The organism is Algibacter ulvanivorans (assembly GCF_048381495.1).
Classification (GTDB): domain Bacteria; phylum Bacteroidota; class Bacteroidia; order Flavobacteriales; family Flavobacteriaceae; genus Algibacter_B; species Algibacter_B ulvanivorans.
In genome coordinates this window covers 640,403-654,364 of the sequence record NZ_JBLWGD010000001.1, presented here as the reverse complement: position 1 = coordinate 654,364, position 13,962 = coordinate 640,403, and the positions used below count along the sequence as shown (strand labels likewise).

General features: G+C 32.6%; 9 protein-coding genes. 5 read left to right on the top strand and 4 right to left on the bottom strand.

The annotated features are described in order from the left end of the window. Positions 1–56: 56 nt before the first annotated feature. Positions 57–1,007: a tetratricopeptide repeat protein gene (locus ACNG5D_RS03000; protein ID WP_418182014.1), complete on the bottom strand. Its 951-nt coding sequence runs from the start codon at positions 1,005–1,007 to the stop codon at positions 57–59. A 232-nt stretch (positions 1,008–1,239) separates the two neighbouring features. On the opposite strand from ACNG5D_RS03000, the gene ACNG5D_RS02995 reads away from it, so the two are divergent. The 3 genes from ACNG5D_RS02995 to ACNG5D_RS02985 are packed head-to-tail and all read left to right on the top strand — an operon-like array spanning position 1,240 to position 9,161. Beyond that, entirely contained in the window at positions 1,240–7,284 is a 6,045-nt protein-coding gene (locus ACNG5D_RS02995; protein ID WP_418182013.1) for an alpha-2-macroglobulin family protein, read from the top strand. Between the two features lies 1 nt (position 7,285). Then, positions 7,286–7,762, top strand: coding sequence for a hypothetical protein (locus tag ACNG5D_RS02990; protein ID WP_418182012.1), 477 nt, complete (start codon positions 7,286–7,288; stop codon positions 7,760–7,762). A 1-nt stretch (position 7,763) separates the two neighbouring features. Further along, positions 7,764–9,161 carry a T9SS type A sorting domain-containing protein gene (locus tag ACNG5D_RS02985; RefSeq protein ID WP_418182011.1) on the top strand — a complete coding sequence of 466 codons (1,398 nt, stop codon included), beginning with the start codon at positions 7,764–7,766 and terminating at the stop codon, positions 9,159–9,161. A gap of 1 nt (position 9,162) precedes the next feature. Here the strand turns inward: ACNG5D_RS02985 and ACNG5D_RS02980 are convergent, their stop codons facing one another. The 3 genes from ACNG5D_RS02980 to ACNG5D_RS02970 form a co-directional block, all read right to left on the bottom strand. Then, positions 9,163–9,684 carry a DUF4136 domain-containing protein gene (locus ACNG5D_RS02980; RefSeq protein ID WP_418182010.1) on the bottom strand — a complete coding sequence of 174 codons (522 nt, stop codon included), beginning with the start codon at positions 9,682–9,684 and terminating at the stop codon, positions 9,163–9,165. Between the two features lie 149 nt (positions 9,685–9,833). Further along, on the bottom strand, positions 9,834–10,832 hold the full coding sequence (gene obgE, locus ACNG5D_RS02975; protein WP_418182009.1) for a GTPase ObgE: 999 nt from the start codon (positions 10,830–10,832) through the stop codon (positions 9,834–9,836). Between the two features lie 155 nt (positions 10,833–10,987). After that, positions 10,988–12,097, bottom strand: coding sequence for an adenylate kinase (locus tag ACNG5D_RS02970; protein WP_418182008.1), 1,110 nt, complete (start codon positions 12,095–12,097; stop codon positions 10,988–10,990). Positions 12,098–12,244: 147 nt separating this feature from the next. Here ACNG5D_RS02970 and ACNG5D_RS02965 point away from each other — a divergent pair, with 147 nt between their 5' ends. Both ACNG5D_RS02965 and purE read left to right on the top strand, forming a co-directional pair. After that, positions 12,245–13,399, top strand: a complete 1,155-nt coding sequence (locus tag ACNG5D_RS02965; protein ID WP_418182007.1) for a 5-(carboxyamino)imidazole ribonucleotide synthase — start codon at positions 12,245–12,247, stop codon at positions 13,397–13,399. 63 nt (positions 13,400–13,462) lie between these two features. Further along, positions 13,463–13,942, top strand: coding sequence for a 5-(carboxyamino)imidazole ribonucleotide mutase (gene purE / locus ACNG5D_RS02960; protein ID WP_418182006.1), 480 nt, complete (start codon positions 13,463–13,465; stop codon positions 13,940–13,942). Positions 13,943–13,962 lie beyond the last annotated feature (20 nt).

Below are 13,962 nucleotides of genomic sequence, written 5' to 3'. Positions count from 1 at the left end.
CGACGGTAGGAGGCAGCGAGTAGTGAAAGCCCGACCCTTGTGGTAACGCCCATACACTAAAGCTTTAAAATTTTTTCTTTTTGCAATTTAAATGGTTTAATTTTTGGAAGTTGCTTTAATGCCAAATTAATGTGTTTTAAGGCGTCTGCTTTGCTGTTTTTGTGGGTGTGTATTTGTGCCAAACGGTAATGCGCCCAGGCTTTTGGAACGCCATCTGCAGCTGAGTAGTTTTTAAGGTAAACATGCAGACATTGCTCTCCTTTTTCGAGTTCTACACGATACTCGGCAGCTACTTTTCCTATTTGATAATGCAAGGCATTACGGTGTAATTTTTTATGTGCCGTTTCTATATTTTGTATTGCTTTTTTAGGGTGTTTTTGGTTTTCGTAAAACTGTGTTAATTTATTATAACAGGTTAACGAACCGCCTTCTTGTATGGCCATTTTATAATATATTTCGGCTTGTTTGGGTTGCTTATTGTACTCGTAAATATAGCCTTTTGCTAAATATCCATCTACTTTAGACAGGTTTTCTAACTCTTGGGCATATTTTAAAGACTTGCTTTTGCTACCGCCAAAAATGCCTGGTAGTTGCATATAAAGTTCTACCAATGCCCAACGGGCGTCTATGTGGTTTTTATCTAATTTTGCTGCTGTAATAAATGCGCTTTTTATATCGCTTATTAAGCCTATGGCTTTTAACTTATTTTCTAGAGCTTTCATGCCTAAAACACCTCCGTATTTATAATGATAGTTGGCTGTATTGGGCTTTGCTTGTACTAATATTTTGTAATTCTCTTTAGCTTTATCCCAGCTTTTTTGGAGCCCATACACATCGCCTAAAAGCTCGATTGCTTTTAAATTATTTTGCTGTGTTTTTAAAAATTCATGAAGGCTGGTTTCGGCTTTTTTAAACGCTTTTTGCTCTATTAAAGCTTGCACAGTATCTAAATTTACTTGTGCAAAATTTACAAAAGGTATTAATAAAAGTAGCAAAATGTTTTTCATGGCATACACTCGGTAAATACAAAAATAAGCTTTCTGTTAGTTGTTTTATTTTAGATTAAGATAATATTAAGGATTTCATATTTTTATAATACCTGTTTTAATTATTTTACTAGTAAAATGCTTAACTTAACTCGTTCAACTTCAAATTTTACTAATTTATAGTTTTTGGAACGGATTTTGAATATACCTTAGAGACAAAATTAAATACACGATGCGCTTACTACTTTTATTTATGATAATACTTTTTTCAACCTTTTCTCAAGCTCAAAATCTAAACTATGAAGATTTATGGACTCAAGTTGAGAAGTTTGAAGTTGATGGTTTACCTAAATCGGCTTTAAAAATTGTTGAAACTATTGAAAACCATGCCGTAAAAGATAAAAACACCCCGCAACTTATAAAATCTATGCTTTTTAAAAGCAAATATGCCTTGGTTTTAGAAGAGGATGCACAGTTAAGTATTATTAATAATTTTAAAGCTAAAATTAAATTGAGTGCTTTTCCAACAAAAAACATTCTAGAAAACATTTTAGCTAATTTATATTGGCAATATTTTAACCAACACAGATGGCAATTTTATAACCGTACAAAAACCAATAAAAAAGTAGATAATAACGATTTTAGAACTTGGGATTTAGAAACGCTTTTTACCGAAATCCATACCCACTATCAAGCATCACTACAAAACGGTTTAATGTTACAACAAGAACCGCTGAAACAATATAACGCTTTATTAAAAAAGCAGAAAGGTTCAAAAATCTATAGGCCAACATTATTTGATTTCCTTAGCCATAACGCCTTACAATTTTACAAAACTAACGAGACTCAAATTACAAAACCTGCTTATAAATTTGAAATTGATAATCCAGAGTTTTTAGCTAACGCCGAAACGTTTTCTCAATTAAATATAGCATCAAAAGATTCTACTTCGTTGCAATTACAAGCTTTAAAAATCTATAAAAACCTAATTCGTTTTCATTTAAAAAACGAGTCGCAGTTTGCATTAGCAGATGTAAACATTGAACGTTTAAATTTTGTAAATCAGTATGCCACATTTAGTAATAAACAAGCTATCTTATTGGATGCTTTAAAAAAAGAAAGCGAGCAACTTAAAACCCATGAAGTTTCTGGTTTGTATGACTTTGAAGTGGCTTCAATTTACTATCAGCAAAGTCAGTCGCATCAGCCTAAATCTAACGAAGAACAGCGTTGGAAAGCTAAAGACGCTTTAGAGTTATGCCAACAAGTAATTTCTAAATTCCCTAAAAGTAAAGGCGCAGAAAAATGTACTATTTTAAAATCTCAAATAAAACAATCTTCGCTTCAAATTACTACCGAAGATTTTCTGCCAATTCAAAAATATGCTAGATTATTAATACGCTATAAAAACCTTGAAGCTGTAACTTTTAATGCTTACAAATTTTCAGAAAAACAATATAAAACCTTTGTTAAAATATACCGAAAGGAAGAACAACTTAGTTTTATAAAAAACTTAGATGTAACTAAAACTTGGAATAATAATCTAAGAAACGAAGGCGATTTCCAAATACATTCTACAGAAGTTTTAATGCCAAAATTAAATTCTGGCAGATATTTAATTGCTGCTTTTGTTAACAATAAAACAGAAACCTATGCTTTTTCAAATCTTCAGGTTACTAACATGGCTTTGGTAGAAACCGAAGCTTTAAATCAAAAAATATTTCAAATTATTAATAGAAATCATGGAGCACCAATTGCTAATACTAAAGTTGAAGTGTCCTATGATTCCAGAAACAACAGAAAAACAATAACTAAAAGCTATACCACAAATAGCTTGGGCGAAATTAAAATTGATAAAGATAAAAGTTGGTATAGGAACGTAAATTTAAAAGTAGAAAACGACAACGATGTTGCATACTTTGGTAACTTTTACATTAACCAAACATATAATACACCCGAAGAAAAAGTTACTTATAAATCGTTTTTATTTACAGATAGAAGCATTTATAGGCCAGGGCAAACTGTTTATTTTAAAGCCATTGCAATGAAAACTAACGATGGTAAATCGGAAGTTTTAGAAAACGAAAAAGTATTTGCAGTTTTATATAACACAAATAACGAAGAGGTTGGAAAATTAGAATTTAAAACCAATGCATTTGGTTCGGTTTCTGGCGAGTTTATTTTACCAAACAATAGTTTAAACGGGCTTTACAGAATTGAATTTAACTCTAGTGCTAATAAATATTTTAGAAGCAACACATCCATTTCTGTTGAAGAATATAAACGTCCAAAGTTTGAAACAAAATTCAATCCTGTAACCGAAACCTTTAAAATAAATGATTCTGTAACCGTAAAAGGTCATGCGATTGCATATGCTGGAAGTAATATTACAAATGCCAAAGTGGTTTATCGTGTACACAGAAAAGTACAGTACCCGCATTGGTATTTTTGGTACAGACCTTGGGCTAACAGCGAGCCTCAAGAAATAACACATGGTAAAACAACCACCAATAACAAAGGCGAATTTGAAATTACTTTTAAAGCCATTCCAGACCAAAGCGTTGATAAAAATAGTTTACCTATTTTTAATTATGAAATCACAGCCGATGTTACCGACTTAAATGGCGAAACACGAAGTGCAACTAGTATTGTAAACGTTGGTTACCATGCTTTAACAGCTAATATATATATTGATGATGTTTTAGACAAAACCAATAAAGACCACAAAATAACTATTGATACAAAAAATCTAAATGGCGAATTTGTTCCTGCCAAAGGAAGTATAAAAATATATAAACTTGAAGCTCCAAATAGCGTTTTAAGACAACGCCCATGGGCTGCACCAGATTATAAAGATATTTCTGAAAACGAATTTAAAAACCTGTTTCCACATGAGGCATATTTAAACGAACACAATTCAAGTCTTTGGGAAAAAGGTGAACTGGTTTTAGAAAAATCGTTTAACACCAAAGAATCTAAAACTGTACAACTAGGTAAAATTAAAAAATGGCAACCTGGCCAATACATTATTACCTTAGAAAGTAAAGATAAATTCGGACAAAAGGTTAAAGACGAAATTAAAACCACTCTTTTTAGCACAGATGATACTGTTCCTGCAGACAATCAATTATTTACAATTTCAACAGATAAACAACACTATAAAACTGGAGAAACTGCTAAAATTACAATAGGTTCTGCGGCACAAAATGTTACAGTAACTGTTTCTGTAGAGAAGAATAAAAAAATTATTAAAACAGAAGTTATTAAGCTTAATGCGAATAAAAAATCAATTTCTATTCCTGTAACTACAAACGATTTAGGTGGCTTTGTTGTGCATTATAGTTTTGCAGCATTTAATAGTTTTAAATCGGGTTCGCAGATAATTTCGGTGCCATATCCTAAAACAAATTTAGAAATTGAAACACTAACCTTTAGAGATAAATTACAATCAGGAACTAACGAAACTTGGCAGTTTAAAATTAAAGGCCCTCAAGGCGAAAAAGTAAGTAGCGAGTTATTGGCTAGCATGTACGATGCATCTTTAGATCAATTTAAACCACATAACTGGAATTTCAACCCAATACAACAACCCAGTTATTATGCCTATAGCAATAGAAGCGCTAATACTAGTTTTGGTACACAAAACTTTAAGGTTTATAATAATTATACTCGTTTTAATTACTCGCAACAACACTTTGACCAACTAAATTGGTTTGGGCTTCATTTTGGGCATAACTATACTATAAGAATAAGAGGTAATGCTAGCATCTCTAAATCGTTAAGCGGCCGTGTATCTGGTGTTCAAATCGTATCAGACGAAATGGAAGTTGAAGAGTCGGTTGCATTTATGAAAACAAACGACAGTTCTAATTTAGATGAAGTAATTATAACTGGATCTGCTGTTCCAGAAACAGATAAAGACACAAAAGATAATGATGAGAATACAAGCTTCAACAACATTCAAATTCGTAAAAACCTGCAAGAAACAGCATTTTTCTTTCCGCAGTTACAAACAGACGAATCTGGAAATGTAAGTTTTAGTTTTACAACTCCAGAAGCTTTAACACAATGGAAATTACAACTTCTTGCTCATACTAAAACTTTAGAAAACGCAACCAAAACCTTAACCACAGTTACACAAAAAGAATTGATGGTTACGCCAAATGCACCACGTTTTTTACGCGAAGGCGACCATATTACAATAAGCACAAAAATTGCTAATCTTACAGAAAAACAACTTTCTGGGCAAGCCAAATTAATTTTGACTGATGCTGTTTCCGGAAAAGATATTAATGTAAATCTTGGTAATTCAGAAAACACCAAAACCTTTACTGTTAATGCCCAAGGCAACACTCAAGTATCATGGAATTTAACAATCCCAGATAATGTACAAGCAGTACAATACAAAGTACTTGCAAAATCGGAAACCTTTAGCGATGGCGAGCAAAACGCATTACCTGTTTTAAGTAATCGTAAGTTAGTTACAGAAACTTTACCAATGTGGGTAAAAAGTAACCAAACCAAAACATTTACTTTAAATAAGTTAGTAAATAACACCTCAACCACACTAAAAAACCATAAGTTAACTTTAGAGATAACATCCAACCCAGCTTGGTATGCTGTACAAGCATTACCGTATTTAATGGAATACCCTTATGATTGTAACGAGCAAACTTTCTCTAGATACTATGCTAATGCATTAGCAAGCCATATTGCAAATTCAAACCCTAGAATTCAAGAGGTTTTTAATCAATGGAAAAACACAAATGCTTTACTTTCTAACTTAGAAAAGAATGAAGAATTAAAGTCTATCTTAATTCAAGAAACCCCTTGGTTACGCGATGCACAAACTGAAACCGAGCAGAAAAAACGCATTGCTTTACTATTCGATTTAAACAAAATGAATAATGAGCTACAATCTGCCATTAAAAAGTTAGAAAACAACCAAATGCCTTCTGGAGCTTGGGCTTGGTTTAACGGTGGTTACGAAAACAGATATATTACACAACATATTATTACTGGTTTTGGGCATTTAAAACAACTCAATGTTATTGATAGTAACATTGAAGCATCTATGATTAAAAAAGCCATGAATTATCTTGACAATGAATTTGTAAAAGAATATAAAAACTTAAAAAAATATAATAAAGATATTGATTTAGAAAAAGATCATTTAAGCCATACGCAACTACATTATTTATACATGCGAAGCTTTTTTCCTGAGATTAAAAAATCGAAAGAAGTTGAAACTATTATGGCGTATTACCAATCGCAAATTGAAAAATATTGGTTAAGTCGTTCCTTATACTCAAAAGGTTTGATGGCTTTAATTTCCCATAGAAATGATGATAACAAAACGGCTTCTAAGATTTTAAAATCACTAAAAGAAACAAGCATCACTTCAGAAGAATTAGGTATGTATTGGAAAGCCAACACAAATTCATGGTTCTGGTATCAAGCACCAATTGAAACACAGGCATTGCTAATAGAAGTTTTTTCTGAAATTGAAGCAGACACCAAAACTATCGATAATTTAAAAATTTGGTTACTTAAAAACAAGCAAACCAACCGATGGAAAACAACAAAAGCAACTACCGATGCTGTTTACGCTTTACTGCTTCAAGGCAGCGATTGGTTAAGTGTTACAGATATGGTTAATGTGATTTTAGGAGGACAAAATATTAAACCATCAAAACTTGAAGCCGTTAAAGCTGAAGCTGGTACAGGTTACTACAAAACATCATGGAATACTTCTGAAATTAAACCAAAAATGGGAGAAGTTAAGATTTCTAAAAAAGGTGAAGGTATCGCTTGGGGAAGTTTATACTGGCAATATTTTGAAGATTTAGATAAAATTACATCAGCCGAAACCCCTCTTAAATTAAAGAAAAAACTATTCCTTAAAACGAATACCGATACTGGCGAAGAGATATCTGAAATCACTTCTAAAACTCATTTAAAAGTTGGCGATTTAGTAAGAGTTAGAATTGAGTTGCGCGCAGACAGAAATATGGAATTTATCCACATGAAAGACATGCGAGCTTCTGGATTAGAGCCAACAAATGTAATATCAACTTATAAATGGCAAGACGGCTTAGGGTACTATGAAAGCACGAAAGATGCATCAACAAATTTCTTTTTTGATTATTTACCAAAAGGAGTTTATGTGTTTGAATACGATTTACGCGTTAACAATGCGGGTAATATGAGTAATGGTATAACCACAATTCAAAGCATGTATGCACCAGAATTTAGTAGCCATAGCGAAGGTGTTAGAATTTCAGTAAACAGTAAATAATATGATTAAAACAAAGTATTTACTTTTATCATTTATTCTCGTTTTCTTATTTATGTCTTGCAAAAGTTATAAAAACTCGACTAATAATTCAATAGCGAATACACCAAAAATCATATTCCTTAATTATAACATAAGTAAAAACTTAAATGGAACAACAACTATTACCTTTATCAACAAAAAAATAGTAGAAGGTAAATTAAAACGTAATGATTTAGAGCGTTTAGAAAACGGTGTTGAAGGCGATTTGGTTTTCTCAGAACTAAATTCAAAATCTAAAATCATTAATCAACTGCTAATAAAAAACCCTTTAATAAAAAACATTGAGTTTGTTAATGAGTCGAGGAAATTCCAAACCCAAGTTATTAAACTCGATAAAACGCAGTTCTCTATTAGGTTACAGCTTAAAAATGACACTAAATTCATAACAATTAGTAACTTTGCTACAAATAACACCCTCATAAAAACCCAAATTAATTAGTATGAAATCTTTTTTAGGGGCTATACTTCTCATTTTTAACACCTACAGTTTATCTGCTCAGGTGTTTGATATTGAACCTATAAAAGTTTCTGGAGATGATGATAAACGTATAAACTTAGTCATTTTAAGTGAAGGATATCAAGCTAGCGAACTCGCTAATTTTATTACAGATGCTACAAACTTTTCGAATGAAATGTTTAATGAATCGCCTTTTAAAGAATACGCAAACTATTTTAATATCTATGCCGTAAAAGTACCATCTAACGAAAGTGGTGCAGACGACCCAGAAACCAATACATTTGTAGATACATACTTTAATGCAACCCATAACGCTTTTGGCAATCCTTACCTTCTTTACTATGAAATAGATGGCAATAACGCTAATAACACCGAAGCCAAAATACTATCTGTTTTAGCTGATAATTTTCCAAATTACGACAATGCATTAATTTTAGTAAATTCCTCAAAATATGGTGGTAGTGGCGGCAAATTCCCTATGGCTTACAATGGTTATTGGGCCTCTAAAATAATTATGCACGAGTTAGGACATTCTTTATTCGATTTAAAAGACGAATATTATCCTGGCGATTTACTTGCCGGAGAAGCTATAAATATGACTCAAGAAACCAACCCTAACTTGGTAAAGTGGAAAAATTGGATTGCCACAAACAATGTTGGCGTGTACCAATATACATGTGATGGTTGTGAAACAAATGAATATACAAATTGGTATAAACCGCATGAAAATTCTATTATGGAATTTATAGACAAATCTTTCAATTCTGTTTGTAAAGAAGGTATGATTGAAAAAATATATGATCTTGTTTCTCCTATTGACTCTTTTACACCTACTGATACTACGGTAAACAACCCTAGTTTACCATTAAATTTCGAATTGAATTTAGTTAAACCCATCCCTAATACACTAAATAGCACTTGGACACTCAATACTGTTAATTTTGCTAATGATGTAGACGATGTTTCAATTTCTGATACCGATTTACAAACAGGAGAAAATATTTTAAGTGTTTCTGTAATAGATAATACAGCAATGCTAAAAATAGATAATCATGAAACCTTAAATATACATACCATTTCTTGGACTATTAATTACTCTACATTAGGTATTGATGATATTGAAACTGAAGTTAACACGTATAACATATCAATGTATCCAAACCCAACAGAAAACATTTTAAATTTGGAGGTTAAAAGTCCTTCTGATGCTAAAGTTAAAGCTGAAATTATAAGCATTGATGGAAAACTAGTTAAAACCGAAACACTTTCGGGTTACCAAAACACCCAAATAGATATTAGCCATTTAAGTCAAGGCGTTTATATTACCAACTTCTATTCTGGAAATATGCGTATTGCTAGCAAAAGGCTAGTAAAAAATTAAATTATTTTTCTGGTGGGTAACTACCAAATACTTTTTCTACAATAGCCTGCAATCGCGCTTCGCGTTTTTCTGGTGATGCTTTTGGGTTAAAACTAGATTCGCTAACAGCTTGCCAGAAAAGTTGTTTTTTGTTTTCGTCTACAAAATCGATAGTTATTTGACGGTTTATATTAGCTTGACCAATAGGTAAACCTATGGAAATGCCTCCTCCAACATTTCGTCCTGTACCACCTACGCCTACACCAACGGTTTGCCTTTGGGCGGCTTGATATTGTTGTGTTTTAATATCGATAAAAAAATCTGGGTTTTCTGAAATAGCAAAGCCTTTGGCTTTCATTTTGGCATCAATAGCGTTTAATAAACGTTGTGTGTCCAATTCGCTTAAACCAGTTTCCATACTGCCGTAGTATTGGTATGTTTTATAGGTATTAAAATTAGCTGTTTTATCGTAATCGTAATTTACTCGAATTGGCGCGCACGATACTATTAATATAGCTAGAATTGTTATGTTTAGGAATTTCATGTTGCTTTATTTTTTTATAAAAATAATCAAATATTATTCCATATTTTAATTTTAGTTTGGTTACCGCGTTAGGGATTGAGCTATTGTTGGAACTCCTCGCAGAGAGCGACTTGCGAAAGCCCGACCCTTGTGGTAACGCCCAAAACTATTTAATTATTTAACATTTTCCAGAGTTTATCTTTAAGTTCGGTTATGCCTTTTTGTGCAACTGATGATATGAATAAATACGGAATTGGTAGCTCGTTATCTAATTCTTCTTTCATTTCTGCTTTTAGCTCATCATCCAGCATATCGCTTTTTGTTATGGCTATAATGCGCTCTTTATCTAGCATTTCTGGGTTGTAACGTCGTAATTCGTCTAGCAAAACATCGTATTGTTTTCTAATATTATCGGCATCGGCCGGTATCATGAATAATAGAATGGAATTACGTTCTATGTGACGTAAAAAATAATGACCTAATCCTTTGCCTTCGGCTGCGCCTTCTATAATTCCTGGAATATCTGCCATGACAAAGGTTTGAAAATCGCGATATTTTACAATACCTAAGTTGGGTTTTAGGGTTGTAAACTCGTAATCGGCTATTTTTGGTTTTGCAGATGTTACTACAGATAGTAATGTGGATTTTCCTGCATTTGGGAAACCTACTAAACCAACATCGGCTAGTACCTTTAGCTCCATGGTTACGTACTTTTCTTCCATAGGAATACCTGGTTGTGCATAACGTGGCGTTTGGTTGGTTGCGCTTTTAAAGTGCCAGTTTCCTAGGCCTCCTTTTCCGCCTTGGGCTAGTATTTGCTCTTCGCCATCTTCGGTAATTTCAAAAAGAATGTTGTTGGTTTCTGTATCTCGAATTACGGTTCCTAATGGCACATCAATATAGACATCTTGGCCATCTGCCCCAAAGCTACGGCCGCTACTTCCGTGCTCGCCATGACCAGCTCTAATATGCTTTTTAAATTTTAAGTGTAGTAAGGTCCATAAGTTTGCTTTACCTCGAACAATAACATGACCACCACGACCTCCATCTCCACCATCTGGGCCTCCTTTTGCAATATATTTTTCGCGATGTAAATGTGTAGAGCCTTTACCTCCATTTCCGGAAGACACATACATTTTTACGTAGTCTACAAAATTACCTTCTGTCATGATTTTATTTAAAGTTAGAATTTATAAGCTTGCTTGTTCTTGCTTTTATACTTTTTTAGCTTATGCTAAAATTTGTTATTATTAAAAATACAAAAACTATAACTTTAAATTAAAGTTATAGTTTTTAATTGTTAAATTTTTGCTTTCGCTAAAATTTATAGTTTATCTATTACAGTACTTAATCGTTCTGTAATATCTTCAATACTCCCAACACCATCAACTCCAAAATATTTGTTTTGGGCTGCATAATAGTCTTTTAAAATGGCTGTTTCATTGTAATAAACTTGTATTCTATTTCTTATTACCGCCTCGTCTGCATCATCTTTTCGGCCGCTAGTTTTTCCTCTTTCTAGTAAACGTTTTACTAGAACCTCATCATCTACCTCTAAAGCTATCATGGCATTAATTTGAGAATCTTTACCATCCATTAATTTATCTAAAGCTTCGGCTTGAGCGTTTGTTCGCGGAAAACCATCAAAAATAAACCCATTTGCATCTGCATTTTTTTCTACCTCGGCATTTAACATATCTATGGTTACTTGGTCTGGTACTAGCTGTCCTTTGTCTATGTAAGATTTAGCCAATGCTCCTAATGCTGTATCATTTTTCATGTTGTATCTAAACACATCGCCTGTAGAAATATGTACTAATTTATACTTCTCTTTTAAAAATTCTGCTTGTGTTCCTTTACCTGCGCCTGGAGGGCCAAATAATACTAAGTTGGTCATATATTGTGTTTGTTTTAATTGATATACTTCTGGTAAATCTCTTCCTAACCCATCGTAATCAAGCCCATAACCTACTATAAATTTATTAGGAATTTCTATACCTACATAATGTAGTTTAAAGTCTTTTTTATAGGCTTCGGGTTTGTAAAAAAGCGTTGCTATTTTTAACGATTTTACGTTTTCGTTTTTAAAAATCCTGTGTACCTCGTGTAGTGTTTTTCCTGTATCAATAATATCTTCTAAGATAATTACTGTTCTGTTTGTTAAGTCTTGGGTTATTCCTATTAATCTTTGAATATCGTCTGTAGATTTTAAACCTTCATAAGAGGCTAATTTTATAAATGTTACCTCGCAGGGTTTAGGGTATTTTTTAACAAAATCGCTTGTTAACATAAACGAACCGTTTAAAATACCAATAAAAACAGGAATTTCGTCTCCAACATCTTTAGCTATTTCAGCTACTAAACGTTCTAATGCATCATCAATTTCTTTAGCAGAAATAAAGGGTTTAAAGTATTTGTCGTGTAACTTTATCAAAGATATTGAATTTTAAAAACGCAAAGATAATCAATATACTCAATACATTTAATATAAGTCCTTTTTTTGATTTACGATTTAAGAACTATTTTAAGATTTAAGTGTATTTTTGCATATCATTAATTTAGGCGCTATAAAAACATTAAAATGAATTATTTCTCTTCAAATTTTAAATTAGGTATTCTTGGTGGAGGTCAATTAGGTAAAATGCTACTTTACAATACACGTAAGTTTGACATCTACACTTCAATTCTCGATTCGAGTATTGAAGCACCTTCTAGAATGGCTAGTAACGAGTTTCATGTAGGAGACTTAATGGATTTTGATGCTGTTTATAATTTTGGAAAACAAGTAGATATTTTAACTATTGAAATTGAAAACGTTAATGTTAATGCTCTTGAGGCTCTTGAGAAAGAAGGTGTTAAAGTTTATCCAAGTTCTAAAACATTACAACAAATCCAAAACAAAGCGAAACAAAAATTATTTTACAGAGATAACAACATACCAACTTCAAGTTTTACTCGTTTTGCTTACCTATCGGAAATTGAAGATACCATAAACAACGGAGGTTTAAATTTTCCATTTGTATGGAAAGCCGCTCAATTTGGTTACGATGGTAATGGCGTAAAAGTAGTTAGAAAACTTGAAGATTTAGATGGCTTACCTAAAGGCGAATGTATTGCCGAAGATTTAATACCGTTTAAAAACGAACTAGCTGTTATTGTTGCCAGAAATGCTAGCGGAGAAACCAAAACTTATCCTGTTGTAGAAATGGAATTTCATCCTGAAGCTAACCAAGTTGAGTACGTAATTTGTCCGGCTAGAATTTCTAATGAAGTAGCAAAAAAAGCCGAAGCTATAGCATTAAAAACATCAAAAGCATTTAACCATGTTGGTTTATTAGCTGTTGAAATGTTTCAGACAGAAAATGACGATATTTTAGTAAACGAAGTAGCCCCTAGACCTCATAATTCTGGACACCAAACCATAGAGGCTAGCTATACCTCACAATTCGAACAACACCTAAGAGCCATTTTAAACCTACCTTTAGGAAGAACAGATAGCAAAGTAGGTGGTGTTATGGTAAATCTAGTTGGTGCCGAAGGCTATACAGGAAATGTTATTTACCAAAATATTGAAAACATTATGAAATTAGAAGGTGTTACACCTCATATTTATGGCAAAAAACAAACACGTCCTTTTAGAAAAATGGGGCATGTTACCATTGTAAATGAAAATTTAAATGAAGCTAGACGTATTGCAGAACAAGTTAAAAAAAGTATAAAAGTAATAAGCGAATAATGTTTATTTAAACGCATTTAAAATAAATTTTGAATGGTTTTAGCTAAACAAAAAACACATTTTATGAGTAAAGTTGGAGTAATTATGGGAAGTAAAAGCGACCTTCCTGTTATGCAAGATGCCATAGACATCTTAAAAGGTTTTGATATTGAAGTTGAAGTAGATATTGTTTCTGCGCACCGTACACCAGAAAAATTATTTGATTATGGGAAACATGCGCATACAAAAGGTTTTGCCGTTATAATAGCTGGAGCAGGTGGTGCCGCACACTTACCAGGAATGATTGCCTCCCTGTCTCCACTACCCGTAATAGGAGTTCCTGTAAAAAGCAGCAATTCTATTGATGGTTGGGATTCTGTACTTTCTATACTACAAATGCCAGGCGGTGTTCCTGTAGCAACTGTAGCTTTAAACGGAGCAAAAAATGCTGGTATATTAGCAGCTCAAATTATAGGCTCAAACGATACTTGTATTCTTGATAAAATTATAGCCTATAAAGAAGGATTAAAAGTTAAAGTAAACGAATCTGCAAAAGATTTATAATGAAAAAAGCCCTGAATAAA